Source organism: Mesorhizobium sp. LSJC269B00, assembly GCF_000502815.1.
GTDB lineage: Bacteria > Pseudomonadota > Alphaproteobacteria > Rhizobiales > Rhizobiaceae > Mesorhizobium.
Map to the genome: position 1 here is coordinate 156,508 of NZ_AYVN01000008.1, position 15,067 is coordinate 171,574.

General features: G+C 64.0%; 18 protein-coding genes. 3 read left to right on the top strand and 15 right to left on the bottom strand.

The window, feature by feature from the left end:
- Positions 1-224: 224 nt before the first annotated feature.
- A complete protein-coding gene (locus X771_RS145055; RefSeq protein WP_348625474.1) occupies positions 225-827 on the bottom strand; it encodes a DinB family protein in 603 nt (200 codons plus the stop codon).
- Here X771_RS145055 and X771_RS145050 point away from each other — a divergent pair.
- Positions 826-1,416 carry a TetR/AcrR family transcriptional regulator gene (locus tag X771_RS145050; RefSeq protein ID WP_023689093.1) on the top strand — a complete coding sequence of 197 codons (591 nt, stop codon included), beginning with the start codon at positions 826-828 and terminating at the stop codon, positions 1,414-1,416. The genes X771_RS145055 and X771_RS145050 overlap by 2 nt on opposite strands.
- 96 nt (positions 1,417-1,512) lie before the next feature.
- Here X771_RS145050 and X771_RS145045 read toward each other — a convergent pair whose 3' ends face one another.
- The 6 genes from X771_RS145045 to X771_RS145020 all read right to left on the bottom strand — a co-directional run bounded on the left by X771_RS145045 (position 1,513) and on the right by X771_RS145020 (position 4,795).
- A complete protein-coding gene (locus tag X771_RS145045; RefSeq protein WP_023673457.1) occupies positions 1,513-1,959 on the bottom strand; it encodes a hypothetical protein in 447 nt (148 codons plus the stop codon).
- A 202-nt stretch (positions 1,960-2,161) separates the two neighbouring features.
- Positions 2,162-2,584 carry a VOC family protein gene (locus tag X771_RS145040; protein WP_023689094.1) on the bottom strand — a complete coding sequence of 141 codons (423 nt, stop codon included), beginning with the start codon at positions 2,582-2,584 and terminating at the stop codon, positions 2,162-2,164.
- A 70-nt stretch (positions 2,585-2,654) separates the two neighbouring features.
- Positions 2,655-2,915: a MarR family transcriptional regulator gene (locus X771_RS145035; protein WP_023689095.1), complete on the bottom strand. Its 261-nt coding sequence runs from the start codon at positions 2,913-2,915 to the stop codon at positions 2,655-2,657.
- Positions 2,908-3,132 (bottom strand): hypothetical protein, encoded by a 225-nt coding sequence (locus X771_RS1000000168245; RefSeq protein ID WP_023689096.1) that lies wholly within the window; start codon positions 3,130-3,132, stop codon positions 2,908-2,910. Before X771_RS1000000168245 ends, X771_RS145035 begins: the two co-directional genes overlap by 8 nt.
- Positions 3,133-3,324: 192 nt before the next feature.
- Complete coding sequence (locus X771_RS145025; RefSeq protein WP_023673460.1) at positions 3,325-4,173, bottom strand: 23S rRNA (adenine(2030)-N(6))-methyltransferase RlmJ; 849 nt, start codon at positions 4,171-4,173, stop codon at positions 3,325-3,327.
- Positions 4,174-4,180: 7 nt separating this feature from the next.
- Positions 4,181-4,795, bottom strand: coding sequence for a hypothetical protein (locus X771_RS145020; RefSeq protein WP_023673461.1), 615 nt, complete (start codon positions 4,793-4,795; stop codon positions 4,181-4,183).
- Positions 4,796-4,977: 182 nt separating this feature from the next.
- Between X771_RS145020 and X771_RS145015 the strand changes: the two genes are divergently transcribed.
- Positions 4,978-6,135: a hypothetical protein gene (locus X771_RS145015; RefSeq protein WP_031202872.1), complete on the top strand. Its 1,158-nt coding sequence runs from the start codon at positions 4,978-4,980 to the stop codon at positions 6,133-6,135.
- A gap of 13 nt (positions 6,136-6,148) precedes the next feature.
- Here the strand turns inward: X771_RS145015 and X771_RS145010 are convergent, their stop codons facing one another.
- Genes X771_RS145010 through X771_RS144990 form a run of 6 tightly spaced genes read right to left on the bottom strand, consistent with a single transcriptional unit; the run spans position 6,149 to position 12,293 of the window.
- Positions 6,149-7,153, bottom strand: a complete 1,005-nt coding sequence (locus X771_RS145010) for a Rieske (2Fe-2S) protein (protein ID WP_023689098.1) — start codon at positions 7,151-7,153, stop codon at positions 6,149-6,151.
- Complete coding sequence (locus X771_RS145005) at positions 7,150-8,283, bottom strand: GNAT family N-acetyltransferase (RefSeq protein ID WP_023689099.1); 1,134 nt, start codon at positions 8,281-8,283, stop codon at positions 7,150-7,152. Before X771_RS145005 ends, X771_RS145010 begins: the two co-directional genes overlap by 4 nt.
- Positions 8,280-9,536, bottom strand: a complete 1,257-nt coding sequence (locus X771_RS145000; protein ID WP_023689100.1) for a F390 synthetase-related protein — start codon at positions 9,534-9,536, stop codon at positions 8,280-8,282. The genes X771_RS145005 and X771_RS145000 overlap by 4 nt, the downstream gene beginning before the upstream one ends.
- Complete coding sequence (locus X771_RS09400) at positions 9,533-10,357, bottom strand: MBL fold metallo-hydrolase (RefSeq protein ID WP_023689101.1); 825 nt, start codon at positions 10,355-10,357, stop codon at positions 9,533-9,535. The genes X771_RS145000 and X771_RS09400 overlap by 4 nt, the downstream gene beginning before the upstream one ends.
- Positions 10,354-11,358: an NAD(P)-dependent oxidoreductase gene (locus X771_RS144995; RefSeq protein ID WP_031202875.1), complete on the bottom strand. Its 1,005-nt coding sequence runs from the start codon at positions 11,356-11,358 to the stop codon at positions 10,354-10,356. Before X771_RS144995 ends, X771_RS09400 begins: the two co-directional genes overlap by 4 nt.
- Positions 11,355-12,293: a 3-oxoacyl-[acyl-carrier-protein] synthase III C-terminal domain-containing protein gene (locus X771_RS144990; RefSeq protein ID WP_245262699.1), complete on the bottom strand. Its 939-nt coding sequence runs from the start codon at positions 12,291-12,293 to the stop codon at positions 11,355-11,357. Before X771_RS144990 ends, X771_RS144995 begins: the two co-directional genes overlap by 4 nt.
- Before the next feature lie 201 nt (positions 12,294-12,494).
- Between X771_RS144990 and X771_RS144985 the strand changes: the two genes are divergently transcribed.
- Entirely contained in the window at positions 12,495-13,091 is a 597-nt protein-coding gene (locus X771_RS144985; RefSeq protein WP_023689104.1) for a T6SS immunity protein Tdi1 domain-containing protein, read from the top strand.
- 6 nt (positions 13,092-13,097) lie between these two features.
- Here the strand turns inward: X771_RS144985 and X771_RS144980 are convergent, their stop codons facing one another.
- Positions 13,098-13,547 (bottom strand): DNA polymerase III subunit chi, encoded by a 450-nt coding sequence (locus tag X771_RS144980; protein ID WP_023672739.1) that lies wholly within the window; start codon positions 13,545-13,547, stop codon positions 13,098-13,100.
- 8 nt (positions 13,548-13,555) lie between these two features.
- Positions 13,556-15,046 carry a leucyl aminopeptidase gene (locus X771_RS144975; RefSeq protein WP_023689105.1) on the bottom strand — a complete coding sequence of 497 codons (1,491 nt, stop codon included), beginning with the start codon at positions 15,044-15,046 and terminating at the stop codon, positions 13,556-13,558.
- Positions 15,047-15,067 lie beyond the last annotated feature (21 nt).

Genomic DNA, 15,067 nt, shown 5'->3' on the forward strand with positions numbered 1-15,067 from the left:
CACTAAACTAAACGCGAGCTTTTTACTCGTATATCGAAAGTGGTTGGATGGAAGCCAGGAAAGACAGCACTTGAAGGGACAGCCTGTTGTGTCGGAGTTTCCCAGACGAGAAGGGAGATCGCCAGCTTCGGCGCAAGAGATGCCTAACGGAAATGGGAAACGAAGATCGGGGAATCCTCCTCCCAGGAAGCCGCGATCCCTTGGAAGCCAAGGGGTGCAGGCCCCTAAGCGCCAACCCGCTCGCGCACCTGCAGCCGGCGCGAAGGCTCGGCGTGGTGGAGGTGGACGGCAAACGTATCCCACGGCGGCGCAATTCCGATCTGCATCAGGATCCGCCCGATCTCGCCGCGGTGATAGCCGCCATGCGTGACGACATGGGTCAGCATTTCCTGGCGTGACATCATCGCCCTGTCGCCGTCGGTGAAGGTGAAAGGCACAGGCTCTGACATGAGCTTTGGCGAGACGGCTTCGATATAGTCGAGATACCAACGATCCATCGCAGCGACATCAGCGCTCAATTCATCGAGTGCTGTCGTGTCCACGGTGTTGTCGGACGCATAGCCATGACGCGTGCCGGAAAGATGCGCGGCGAATATCTTCGATACGACGAGGTTGTGGTTGATGAGACGGGTCGCCGTGTGGCGCTGATCGACATGCTCCTGCTGGTCGAGGCCCGCAAGCTTCTGCAGCAATTCACCATTCGCCCAGGCTTGATAAACGAAGAGGCTGCGGTCTGTATCCTTTGCAAAAAATGTGAGTATATTATCTATATTCTTGGCTGCTGGAGCAGACATGTCTACTCGCATTGCAAAGCCGCGCTCACGCATGCGCAAGCAGCCGCGCCAGGCGCGTTCGAGAGCGACGGTCGAGGCGATCATCGAAGCCGGTGCTCATGTTCTAAGCGCGCTCGGCTGGGCCGGCTTCACCACCAACAAGGTGGCCGATGCGGCCGGCGTCAGCATCGGCTCGCTCTATCAATATTTTCCCGACAAGCTGTCGCTGGTCGAAGCAATTCGCCGGCGACATTTCGATCAGGTGCTGTCGGTGATCGCCGAATCAGCAGAAGGCGACAAGCCGCTCAAGCGATTCGCGCAGGAGCTGGTGCGCGGCATGATCGATGCGCACAGCATCCATCCGACGCTGCATCAGGTGCTGCTCGACGAGGCGCCGGGCGATCGCGGCTCACGCGCCGCCCATGCCTCGTTCCAATCGCGCTATCTCGATCACTACACGACGGCGGTGGCGCAATATCGCAGGCGCAGAAAGGACAATGAGGCCGTGGCCCGTGTGCTGTCCTCGGCGGTCGAGGGCGTCATCCACAATGCCGCGCGGCGAGACATGCTCGACGCGCCGGAGCTGCAGAAGCAGTTGGTCGAGCTGATCTGCGCTTACGTGTCTGGTGGGAAGGCGGTGTGAGGCAGCGGCAGCAGTTCGGAGATTGGCGAAACCGGAGCGACATCAGATCTCCCCCTTGCGGGAGATGGCAGGTTCAACGGCGGTTCTTATCCGACCTTAGCGCAGGACGCGGCAGCGGCCGTTGTAGACCATCCAGCGGTCGAAGCCCGAGACGCAGAATTCGACATTGTCGCCGATCGAGGCAAAACCCTGGCCTTCCTCGATCAAGTACCAGATGGTGCGGGCGCGGCCATCGGAAAGGCTGACGGTGGCGCCGCAATAGCGGCGGCCGATCGGCCATTCTTCGCTGGCCGGGAGATAGCGATGCTGGTGGATGCGCTGGAAATCTGTGATCGAAACATCCGGCAGATGCGGCACGTGATGCACCTGGTAGGAGAAGCGGCTGGAGATCTTGCTTAGCACCCAGGCCTCGCCGCAAACGCCGCTGTCCTCGTCGGAATAGACGGAAAGGTCGGCGGCCTGTGCTGGCTGGCCGAGGGGTGCGGCCAGCGGCGTGCAAAGCGAAATCAGGGCAGCAAGAGCGGATTTGGCAAAGCGAGTCATGGCAGCCTCTCAAAGGTCGACTGCGCCCACTTTGCGGATTCGGCGGCGCGCGGTCAAGCGGTCGCCCTGACGATGGTTTCCCGCTCCGCAACCGGTTTTGCCGGTGCGAAGCTGCGAAACCACGTCCTGACCTTCGAAAAAGCTCGCCTTGCCCATTAGGAAAAGCGGCCTGCCCATGGCCGGCGGGCCGCCGAAACCCGGTTCAGCCTTGCTTGGCGTCGCCCTGCGGTATGGCGGCCGGGTCCATCCACATCGCTTCCCAGACGTGGCCGTCAGGATCGGCCAGGCTGCGATTGTACATGAAGCCATAATCCTGTTGGGCGTTGATGTCGGCGGCGCCGCCATTTTTCGCCGCCGCCTCGTTCATCGCATCGACCGCCGCGCGGCTGTCGCAGGACACGGCAAGCATGACCTCGCTCGAGGTGGCCGGCGGGATGGGGCGATCGGTGAACTGACGCCATTTGGCGTGGGTGAGCAGCATGACGTTGATCGTTTCGCTCAGCACCATGCAGGCTGCGGTGTCGTCGGTGAAGTGCGGGTTGTTGTCGAAGCCGAGGGCTTTGTAGAATGCCATCGACGCAGCGAGATCGGCGACGGGCAGGTTGACGAAGATCATGGGGGGCATAGGGTCTCCTTGACAGTACACACTTGAAACCGGACCGGCGTTTCGCCGGACCATCCTCCGATGCCTTCTCTCAACGCACCGGTTTTGCTTTGCCGCGCACCCTCTCGGTCTGCGCCTCCTGCATCGCTTCGACCTCTTGATAAGCCGAGCAAAAACTGCATCTCGGCCGCCGAATATTCTCCAGCAATGCGGCGCCCGCCTCGAGGATCGGATGGTAGCAGCGCCGGACGAGTTCCTCGGTCTTCTTGCCCGCCGCGACCATGACCTTGCGCCTGTCATCGGGATCCGGCTGGCGGCTGACGAAGCCGCGCTTTTCCAGCCGGTCAATCAACGTCGTGACCGCCGCCGGCGTGAGATTTGTCTCCCTCGCTACGAGGTTTGCCGGCCCCGCCGGCCGTGATTGATCGCACCGAGACACAGCGGCGCTCGGCAGCGCTCAGCACATAGATTTCGGCGACGGTCCCATCGAACGTTTCGACGGCATCCTGCCAGCGCGACATCGCGAAGCCTATCGCGTTGACCAGTTCCTCTTCTGTCGATCTTGGCATTCGATTCGAAATCTAATAATTAGATATCTATCTCTCGGATTCTGGGATTAGCGTCAACGCCGAGCCGATTAGATGTGCATCTCCATGGTTTCGGTTCGTTGAACACAGCTGAGCATTCGCGGATGGCGCCACCGTCAAAACCTCTAGCGACTTTGTGTCTTTGCCGCGGGCGTCGCCCGCTGCGAAGCGTCGCTACTCCCCGGCCAGCCATTCCAGCGACCAGTGCGCCGGCTTTTCGACCGCCAGCAATCTGTGCAGGACCGGCAGCACGATGCGCAGTTCGCGCTCCAGCGTGAAGGGCGGGTTGACCACCACCATGCCGCTGCCGTCGAGGCTTGGTTCACGCGATGCCGGCCGGATCTCGAACTCGATGTCGAGCAATTTTGGGACGCCGGATTGCTTGAGCGCCTTGCGGAAGGCGATGATCGCTTTGCGATCCTTGATCGGATACCACAGCGCGTAGATGCCACCCGGCCAGCGCCTGTGCGCTTTCTGCATGCCGTCGACGAGGCGGTCGAATTCGCCGGCTTCCTCGAACGGCGGATCGATCAGCACCAGGCCGCGCTTTTCCTTTGGCGGCAGATGCGCGCCAAGCGCCAGCCAGCCGTCGAGTTCGATCACCCTTGTCTGGAAATCGCCGGCAAACAGCGTCTTCAGCCTGGCGGCATCTGCGCCGTGCAGTTCGATCGCCGACAACCGGTCCTGCTTTCGCATGAGGTGCCTGGCGATCAATGGCGAGCCCGGATATTTCTTCACCCCGCCATCGGGATTGAGCGAACGCACCGCTTCAAGATAGGGGGCAAGCAGCGCAGCCGCCGATTTTTCGATCGGGGCGTCGATGAGGCGGCCGATGCCGCCTTGCCATTCGCCGGTCTTTTGCGCTTCCGCCGACGAAAAATCGTAGCGGCCAATGCCGGCATGAGTGTCGAGGACACGGAACGCCTTATCCTTCTGCTTCAGATAGTCGAGCAGAAGGCTGAGCACGACATGCTTGACGACGTCGGCGAAATTGCCGGCGTGATAGGCGTGACGGTAGTTCATGCCGCGCTCATGTCGAGGAGCCTCTGCCCCAACGCGGCGGTGGCGGCTTCGAGTTCGGGTTCTCCGGCCGGCGACCGCCGAAAGCCAGAGTAAGCAGGAAGCCGATCAGGCCGACGGCCATCAGCCCATAGCCAACCGGCCGTGCGCGTTGATCGATCTCACCGGCGCCGGAGCGCAGTATCAGATCCACTGCGCGTATCGGGATATCGTCGGCGTCGCCCGGGCCGGCGGTGAAGAGATAGGCGCCGGGACTGACGGTTTCGATCACGCCGGCCTCGTCGCGAAAGATCTTGTCGGGCAGTTGCGGGCTGACCTGGCGCGGATTGTCGGCGTGGTTGAATTGCAGCGTCGAGGCAAGCACCGTGCGGCCGGCTGTGGCGGCAGTCAGCGTCAGCACAGTGCGCTGCTGCGAGACAATGCGCTCGGCCCTCGCCGTCAGGTCGACCAGCACTCTGACCGGCGCGTCGCCAGCTTTCAGCGTCACCGTCACAGGCCTAAACCGTCCCTGGTCGTAGACGCGCCAGGCGCCGATCTCGTGGCCGGAGAAATTGCTCATGGCCCAGGGATACACGAAGCCAATGGCGGCGCCGGCAAGCAGTATCAGGACAAACAGAAAGCGCATTGAGGAGATCCGGGTGTTCGACAGATTGCCAATAACGCCCCGAAGGCCAAAAAGCGATGGCTGACGCAGCGGAGCCACCTTTGTGGAGTGCGTTGGCGGCACGCAAGCCATGTGGCACTTATGGCGAATGAAGCCTTCCGCAGAAGCATCGACTCGTCTTTTCCAACCGATGCCGGTGGCTCATGCCCAATAGCACCGTGCTGATCACCGGCGCCCGCGCGCCGGTGGCGCTGCACCTGGCGCGGCTGCTGCATGGCGCCGGTCGCCGGGTGATCCTGGCCGACAGCCCGGCCCGGCCGATCGCCGCAGCGAGCACGGCCTGCGCCGCCTACCATCGCCTGCCGCCGCCGCGCTTTGCCGCCGACGCCTATGCCAAGGCGGTGGATGCGCTTGTCCGCGCGGAAGGCATCGAACTCGTTATCCCGACCTGCGAGGAAGTCTTTTATCTCGGTCGTCTCTGGCAGCACCGCGCCATGCCGGCCCGCCTCTTCGCACCCGAGATGGCGATGCTCGCCCGCGTTCACGACAAGCATGCCTTCATCCGGCTGGCGCAGAGCCTTGGGCTCGACGTGCCGGAAACGATACTGCTGCAAAGCGAGGCCGATCTCGACGGCGTTCGTGGCCAATCGCGCGAATTGGTGTTCAAACCTGTGTGGTCACGTTTTGCCCGTGACGTACTGCTGCGGCCATCGCCGGACGAACTCGACGCCGTCCGCCCCTCGCCCGCCGCTCCTTGGGTGGCGCAGCGCTACATCGCCGGTGAAGAGATCAGCGCCTATGCGGTGGCGATCGAGGGTGAACTCAAAGCGCTGGCGCTCTACCGTTCGCTCTATCGCGCCGGCAAGGGCGCCGGCATCTGTTTCGAGCCGGTCGAGGATATCGCGGCGCGGCGCTTCGTCGAAACCTTCGTCGCCGGCGCCGGCTGGACCGGCCAGATATCCTTCGACCTGATGCGCGAGAACAACGGCAGGGTGCTGCCACTGGAGTGCAATCCGCGCGCCGTGAGCGGCCTGCACTTCTTTCGCGATCCGCGGCGCTTCGCCGACGCGGTCCTGGAGGATGGCGCCGAGGTGAAGCCCGACGTGACGGCGCCGCAGACGGTGAGGCTGGCGATGTGGATCTACGGGATGCCGGCGGCACTGCGCTCCGGTGGTCTCGGCAGCTTTCGCCAGGCGATGCACGATGCCGATGAGCTGCTCGACTGGCCGGGCGACCCCGCGCCGAAGCGGGCGCAGTGGCGCACGCTGGCCGAGATCGCCGGGACGGCGATCAGCCAGCGCATCAGCCTTCAGGCCGCGTCGACGCGCGATATCGAGTGGAACGGGCCGGAGCAGGACTGAATAGAGCGCTTTCCTACAGCTCGATCTGGTACACCCTCGGCTCAGCCGCTGCCGGCGGCATCTTGCCGTCCATGATCGCCGCAATGTCGCGGCGCAGGAAATCCAGCGGGCCGATCGCCGGCTGAACCTGCGGCGATATACGGGCGTTGTCGCTGGCCGATTTCAGCACACGGCGATCCTGCTGCAGGGCAAAGGCAAAGAGCGGCCGGAAAGCAAGCGCCTTGAGTTCGCCGAACAGGCCCTGTCGCGGGCCGATCAGCCAGCCGACGCCTTCGACGGTCCGTTCGTCCGCCTGACGCAAATGGAAAGTGGTCGCCAGCGCCAAGCCGCCCTTGCCCCAATATTCGAGTTCGACGATGCCGGGATGGCGGTAGCGGCCGATGGTCCTGGCGCGCTCGCCTTCCAGCAGCCGGCTGACCAGCCCCTGTTGGCGGTCCTCGCCGGTGTAGCAGCTTTCGACCCAGCCCTTGCCGCCGGTCACCTCGACGCGCACGAGATGGCGCTTTGCGGTCAGGCCGCGCAGCACACCCTTGTGGGTGAAGTGGGTGTGAGTGGCGTCGAGAATGTTCTCGGCGGCGTCGAGCACCGTCGATCGCGCCGAGCTTCGCACCCGCTTCACGACGACATCCTTGCCTTGCATGCAATGGAGATAGGGCTCGCCCTCAGGCGTGCCTGCCGAGACGAAGACGACGCCGTCGCGCTCGATCGCGCTGTAGCGGCGGATACGGTAATGCGGGACGTCACCGACATGGCCGGGAATGGCGGTGCAGCGCCCTTCCCCATTGTAGCGCCAGCCATGATAGGGACATTCGATCTCGCCACCGACGACCTTGCCGGTCGAGAGTTCGACCAGGCGGTGAGCGCAGCGGTCGAAGAGGGCGGCAATGCCTTTCGCCGAGCGGAACAGCACCAGTGGCGCGCCGTCGAACAGGATGCGCTTCGGCTTGGCTTTGATGTCGGCAGACCGCATCACCGCCTGCCAATAGTCTTTGTCTTTCTGCTGCCGGGTGTCGCTCAAAGTTCAAATCTCCTGAGCAGGGGAATGCCGATCTTCGCGAGCACAAATTCCATGATCCGCACCGCCATGCGTTGGCGGCGCGGCAGATGGGCAGCATAGACGGCGTTGTATTCCACCGTCGCCACGGCGCCGCGCAAGCGTTTGAAGGCGGCGGCACCGGCGCTCATGTTGAAGAACAGGCTGTGCGCCATCGCATGATCCTGCGCCAGCGCCATCATCATGCGGTAAAGGCCTTCGCTCACCGGGAGGCCGGTGTCGTAGCCGACGATGGGCTGCGTCAGTGTCCTGCCGTTCTGAGACAAAGCGGCGACGGCGACCAGTTCACCGCCGGGACGACGCAGGCCTGCCAGTTGCAGGATGCCGCGACGGTGCGTCTCGCCGATATAGCGGGCCGTGTAGTGCGGGTTGAGCGGCGTGTATTTGTCGAGATAGAGCATCCGGTAGAGCGCTTCGGCGCGCGCATAGTCGGCCTCGGTGAAGTCGCCATTGCCGACCTGCTCGAAAGGCGTCGTGGGCAGCCGCTTGCGGTCGCGCTTCATGTCGTTGGTCATGGCCGAACCGTCGCCTGCGAAGATGTAGATCTGCCGCGCCGCCAGCATTCGAAAACCCTCCGCCTTCAGCACTGCGATTGTCGAGGGATCGGCGATCTCGTTCAGGGAGCGGATGAGAACAGCGCGATCGGGAAAACGCGCGGTGAGATCGTCGCGCATCGCCGCGACCGCGTTGCGATCGAGCAGCGGCACCGGATTGGTCGAATAGAGCCAGTTGTTGACCTGAACCTGATGGTCAAGGCCGCTCATCCTGACCAGCGGCGCGCACAGGCCGATCAGCATCCGCATCGTTTTTTGCAGCAAGGGCGAGGAGACGAAATTGCGGGTCTCGTCGATGGCATAGTCGATATAGGCGCTGGACGGGCAGCAGATGTAGCAGTTCGGCGCTTCGCTTCTGTCGTTCAGCGTCAGCGGAAAGGAGCGGCCGGCGATCTCGAAGGTTTCGACAGCCACTGTCAGATTGCGCACGAGGTCGCGCACCGGCACCTCGTTGAAAAGCTGAACGAAGGCTTCGACCTCACGCGGGTTGTTTTCCACCCGGTTCGTCTGATCGAGTGGCAACATAGCGAGCCGGTTCATGATGCCGCTCCCAGGTGGCATTCGACCCGACGCAGTTTGCGGCCAGTCTCCAACGGCAGGTCCCTGCGAACAAGGCTGACCGAAGCTGTCGCCTGGCGCGCCGCCAGCAAATTGCGCACGGACTGATGGGCGGCGGTGGCGGCTTCGTCGGCAAGCCCGGGGGCCAGGCTGAGTTCGATTGCATCTTCAGCGGTCTGGACCAGGCGGAAATCGTCGATGCGCCGGTCGGCCTTGAGCACCGCATTGCGTAGTATGTCGGGCGTGACGAGGAGCTGCCCGTGCGGCGAGGCGAGCCGGAAAGCGTCGTCCATGCGGCCGACGATCTCGTCCAGCGTGCGCAGCGGCGAGCCGCAGCGGCATGGCTTTTCGGACAGCCGCAGCAAGTCGTTCATCCGGTAGCGCGCCATGATCTGGGTCCGGCGGCGAAAGGCGGTGATCAGCGGCATGACCAGGCCGTCGCCGGCCGGTTCGAACTCGAAGAACACCGAATCCTCGGCCAGATGGAGCCCGCCCTGGCGGCAGGTGACGGCGAACAGCCCTTCCGTCGCCATGTAGATCTGGTCGAGCTGACGACCAAAGAATGCCTGGATGACCGGCCGGTCAACCGGGTCGAGCGTTTCGGCGGCGCTGAAGACACGCTGCGGCTTGAGCCTAAAGCCCTCGGCCGCGAAGTGCCGCAGCATCTTCGGCGGCGCGATGATCACCGTCGGCGCGAAATCTTCGAGAGCGCCGCGCCAGCTCTCCGGACCGCGCGTCAGATCGAAGAAGCGCAGGTCGATACGCCGCGATTTGCGCGCGCTATCGTAGAGCCCGGTGTTTTGCGGCAGGATCACCGCAACGCGCTGCCGGCGCCAGAGCAGATCGGGCACGGCTTTGGCCAGGATGGTGCCCAGCCAGCGGTATTTTTCCGCCTCGGAAATGACGAACAGGCCACGATTGCCCGACGTGCCGGTGCTGGAGCCGACAGTCAGCTCGCCAATGCGGCTATCGCCGGCCTGCGCCTTCCAGGCCTCGGCGGCCGAGACGCCATGAATGTTGAAGCGCTCGAAATTGCCCATCACCGTCGCCTTGTCGGTCACCGGCAGGTCGCCGAGAAGACGCGGCGCCTTGCCGTAGAACGGCGCGCGCGGCAGGTCGCGGTCGAGAAAGCGGCGCAAGGCTTGCGCCTGCCAGCGCTCGAAACTCTCGCGGCTTTTGCGCGAAACCCATTGCGTCAGCGCAAACGAGCGGATCGCTTCGGCCGGCCCGTTCACGCGCTCTCTCCGGCCACATCGTAGGCCGTCACCGCCGGATCATGACAAAGAACAACCTCGCCGCCGGTCGCCAGAAACCGACGCAACATTACGCTGGTCGGCTCGATCGCGGCGGCATCCTCGGCCAGCAGGGTTGCAGGCAGACCGAGAGTTCGGTTTTCCACCAATGCTCTGATCAGCCATTGCGCATCGACGGCGTAGAGCAGCGGCCGCTCCAGATTGGGGAACAAAAGGCCGAACTGGCCATCGGCATGGCCGGGCAGATCGACTGCGACGACGCTGCCGTCGCCGAACAGATCGGCGCCGCCTGGCACGCCGCCGCGAGGTTCGATCCGCCGCTTCGACGACAGCCCGTCGAGTCGGGCCTCGAAGTCAGACGGGAACAGTTCCTTGAAGACGCCATGGCGCAGATTCTGCCGGGAAGTCTTGGCTTTCGCCCGCGCCCAGGCGGTGTCATTGGCGATAAGCCGAGCGTTGGGAAACAGCGACAGGCCCGACATGTGGTCGGCATGGAAATGCGTGACAATGACGGTGCGCACGTCCTGCGGCGAGAGGCCGAAGCGCGCCAGTACCGCGAGCGGCTGCTCGGCTTCGTTGAGCTGGGGCCGGAGGATCGCACTGTAAAGACGCAGCGCCGTGCTGCGCCCACTGCCTTGTGTCACATGCGGCGTGTAGCCGGTATCGATCAGGACGGGGCCGGCTCGCGGATGCATGATCAGGCCGTAGCGGACACGTAGCCTGACCTTCGCCCAGCTGCCGCCGCGCAGGATCAGGCGCTCGGCTGCGCTGACAGAGGCGCTGTTGGCGAAGACGATCTTCACGCTGCCCTCCTGCTTTCCATCGCCTTGCCGAATGTGCGATCGAGCCCTTCCTCGAACGACACTTTCGGCGCCCAGCCGAGGATGCGGCCTGCCTTGGAAAGATCGAGGCTCTGCGCATAGGCGAACAGGCCAAGACCGTAGCGCGTCACCGGCGGTTCCGGGCGGCCGGGCAATATATTCGCTACCGCCTCCGCTATCCCGGCCGTCAGCATGGCGGGCCAGAGCGGCATTCTGCGCCAGCGCGGCTGCACGCCGGCGCGGGCGCAGGCCGCCTCGGCAATGCGGCGGACCGGCACCACTTCGCCGCCGGAGATGTTGAATATCTGTCCCTCGGCAGCGCTCCCGGCGGACAGCGCGGCAAGCACCGCATCGACGACATCCTCTATATAAGTGAGATCGATGCGCGCCTTGCCGTCGCGAAACAGCGGCAGCGGGCGCTGCCGTGCCACCTGCAGCAGACGCGGCAGCAGCGTGCGATCGCCGGGACCGTAGAGGCCGCGCGGCCGCAGCACCACCGGGCTGATCTCAGGCGCCGCCAGCACGATCTCCTCGGCCTGCCGCTTGGTGCGGGCATAGTGATTGACCGGAGGGGGCAAGGCCGCATTCTCGGAAACTCCGAGCTGGTCGCGATAGGCGAAACAGACCGTCGGGCTGGAGATATGGACGAAGCGGCGCACGCCTTGCCCGCGCGCGAAATCGCTGAGGTTGCGGGTAGCTGTGACATTTGCCGTCTGGAAATCCGCCAACCTGCCGAAGGGCGCGGAAAGTGCCGCGCAGTGGATGATCGCATCGACGCCGTCGAGAGCGCGCGCGGCAGCTGCATCGAATGGTTGAGACAAATCGAGCCGAACGACCCGATGACCAGCGGCTTCGAGCGCCGCGCAGCGTTTGGCGTCCCTGCCAAGACCCAGCGCCGGTGTGCCCAGTGCAGCCAGCCGCGCCATGACATGCGCGCCGAGGAAGCCGCTAGCGCCGGTGACGAGGACGCGTCCCACGGTCATGCTTCCAGCGCCATGCCGCCGAACGACACGCCGGCCGAGGTGCCGAGGAACAGCACTTTGGCGCCGGGCACAATGCGTTGTTCGCGGCGCGCGACGTCGAGCGCAAAGGGGATGGAAGCGGCGATCTGATTGCCGTAGCGCGCCGCGATGTCGACGAGCTTTTCCCTGGCGAAGCCCGTCTGGCGCGCCATGTGGGCGAGCGCGAAAGGGCTTGCCTGATGCGGCACGACGAGGTCGACATCGTCGTGCCGCCAGCCGGCGCGATCGAGCAACTCCGCTACAAAGCCGTTGAAATGGCGTGACGTAACGCGAAACAGTTCCTTACCCTCCATGTGGAACAGGCTGTGGCGGGCGAATTCCTCGGGCTCACGATGAAAGTCGAACCGGGTGCCGCCGGAGCCGATGCTGCAGGCCGCATAGGCGGAAGGGTAGGTGCGCATCAGGTTGGCCGCGACCCGACCCTCGCTTGGGGCCTGTTGCAGCACGGCGGCCGCCGCGCCATCGCCGAAGAGGGCCGCAATTTCCGGCTGGTCCTGCCACGGCAGGGCGCGCGAGGCGATTTCAGACGAGAACACCAGCGCCGTCCGGCATTGCCCGGCCTCGATCAGGCGCGACGCGGTCTCGAACGCTGTGAGGAAGCCGAGGCAGGTGCTGTTGACGTCGAAGGCGGCCGCCGACCCATCGGCAAGGCCGAGGCGCTGCATGACCAGCGGAGCCGTCGACGGCAACGGCTGGTAAGGCACGCCGCAACCGCCGATGACCAGATCGACACTGCCTGCCTCAAGTTCGGCATCGGCAAGCGCCAGACGGGCTGCGGCACAAGCAAGGTCGACCTGCGATTCGGCGTCGCAGACATAGCGTTCGATGACGCCGGTCGCGGCCTCGAAATGTCCATCGCCAAACCCCAGCCGCGCATCGAGGGCGCGCGACGTCACGCATCGAGCCGGCACGGCCCGCCCGGTTCCGATGATCCTGATCCGCATTCTCAGCCCGCCCAATGAGCCTGCATCCAGTCAATCCATAAAACGGATCCAATGTGATGGCCATCATCAAGACGAATGCGTGGGAACTATGGAGCCTTCAGTGGATTGCGGCTAGAATCTCTCGCAAGTATAAAGACCCGTACGGGGGCGATTATGGCCAGATCTTTTTTCCGCTTTATTTCTTCAATTTTTGGCGCGTCCGACGCCAGACAGGAAGGAAAAGCCGAGGCCAACAGAGCCAATACAGGGGGCTTGATCAGAGCCGAATGGCCCCATGACTATCAGTTCCTCTTTATCGAACCACCTGCGAACGAAGTCGCGGAAGCGTTGGACGGCTGGAAGTGGATCGGACTGGATGGCCTTGAACCAGCTGCGGTGTCAGCTTTCGGCGACATATTTTTCCGTGCCGGCGACGGGTCGGTTCGTCATCTCGATATGCTCGACGGGAAATTGACCAGAATTGCGGGTCATTGGGCGGAATTTCAGGCCGACTTGCAGAATGAAGCGCGCCGCGACGAGTTGCTGCTGGCGGGCCTTGTCGTTGCCGCCCGAAAGAACGGACTGATTCCGGCAGCCGGCCAATGCTATGATTTCAAGAAGCCGTCGGTGCTTGGCGGCGAAATGAGTCTGCGAGAGATGGAAACGACGTTTTTCGTTGTGAAGGTGCATATCGCCGGCCAAATCCATCGGCAGGTGAAAGATCTCCCGCAGGGCGCGAAGATAAACAAGGTTACGATCAGCGACCGATAACGCGACTTACGCCTTGCGCTCCCAGCGACGGTCGGGCGTCTGCTGCCAGTAGGTGACAGCGTGGCCCGCTTCTTTCAACACCTTCCAATGCGTCCGCGCCCCTTCGACCTGGGCCGCGTCATGGCCGTCGAACAGGAACACGGCGCGTTCGTAGCCGGCGAGATCGGCGGGTGCGGCGCCATCGACGAGGAAGCGTATCTGCGCCTGGTTGGGGTTGGCGTCGCTCGTGGTGAGCAGGATTGGCTGTTCGGCCGGATGGGCTTCACGGTCGGTCGCGTGCGCGAGGAACGAATCGTCCCTGAATGTCCACAGATGCAGGTCGAGCGCATCGCGCCGCTCCTCGGTCCCTGTCTGCACCACGGCGCGCCAGCCGCGATCGACGCTGCGCTCGAGCAGGCCGGGAAGCGCATCCTCCAGCGTCGATTCGGTCAGGTGGTAGAACAGGACATCGGCCATTCCCTGCCTTATCCCTCGTAATTGTCGCGCACCAGCCGGTCGAGCAGCCTGACGCCGAAACCCGAGCCCCAGGACTGGTTGATCTCGCTCGGCGGAGAGCCCATCGCGGTGCCGGCGATGTCGAGATGCGCCCACGGCGTTTCCTTGACGAAGCGCTGCAGGAACTGCGCGGCGATGATGGCGCCGCCATAGCGGCCGCCGATGTTCTTCATGTCGGCGTTCTTGGAATCGATCAGCTTGTCGTATTCGGGCCCAAGCGGCATGCGCCACAGCCGCTCCTGACTCGCCTGGCCGGCCGCCGTCAACCTGTCCGAAAGTTCGTCATTGTTGGAGAACAGGCCGGCATAATGCTGGCCGAGCGCGACCATGATGGCGCCGGTCAGCGTCGCCAGATTGACCATGAATTTCGGCTGGAAGCGGTCGTTGCAATACCACAGCGCGTCGGCCAGAACGAGGCGTCCTTCGGCATCGGTGTTGAGCACCTCGATGGTCTGACCCGACATCGAGGTGACGATGTCGCCGGGGCGCTGGGCATGGCCGTCGACGGCATTTTCCACCAGCCCGACGATGCCGACGACATTGGCCTTGGCCTTTCGCGCGGCCAGCGCCTGGATGAGCCCGATGACGGCCGCGGCACCGCCCATGTCGCCCTTCATGTCTTCCATGCCGGAGGCCGGCTTCATAGAATTGCCGCCGGTGTCGAAGGTGACGCCCTTGCCAACGAAGGCGACCGGTGCGTCCTTGGCCTTGCCGCCCTTCCATTGCATGACAGCCATCCGGGCGCCGCGCGGCGAACCCTGCGCGACACCGAGGAGCGAGCCCATGCCGAGCTTCTTCATTTCCTTCTCGGTGAGGATCTCGACCTCGACGCCGAGCGCTTCCAGTTCCTTGGCGCGGGCGGCGAATTCGATCGGGCCGAGCGTATTGGCCGGTTCGTTGACAAGGTCGCGCGCCAGAAGCACGCCGTCGATGACCGCAACCTCGTCGGCGAAGGCCTTTTTCGCCGCGGCAGGATCGGCGGTGTGGATGGTCACCTTGACCGGTTTCTTCGGCTCGGCATCGTCCTTGTCTTTCCTGGTCTTGTATTTGTCGAAGGAGTAGCTGCGAAGAATGATGCCGGCGGCAAGGTTCGCCGCTTGCCTGCCGCCAATCTTTGCGCCCGGCACATCGAGGATGACGGCCACCTCCGCTGCCTTGCGCAGGGACGCGGCGACGGTGCCGCCAAGCTTCAGCCAGGCAAAGTCATCGAGGCCGGCGACCTTGCCGGCGCCGACCGCCACCAGTCGGTCGAGCGATGTTCCCTGCGGCGCCAGCACTTCGACGACACCGGCGAATTTTCCGGAAAACTCCGCCACCGGAAACGCCCGCGCCAGCGTTCCTGAGGGGTCGCAGGCCTTTGCCGGTTCGCCAAGACCACCATCGTCGGCCGCCAGCACGAAGATGCTGCCCTTTTTGGGTGCGGCAAATTTGGCGAAGGCGATCAATGGTCTCAAAGTCATCAGGTCCTGCTTTCGGGAAAC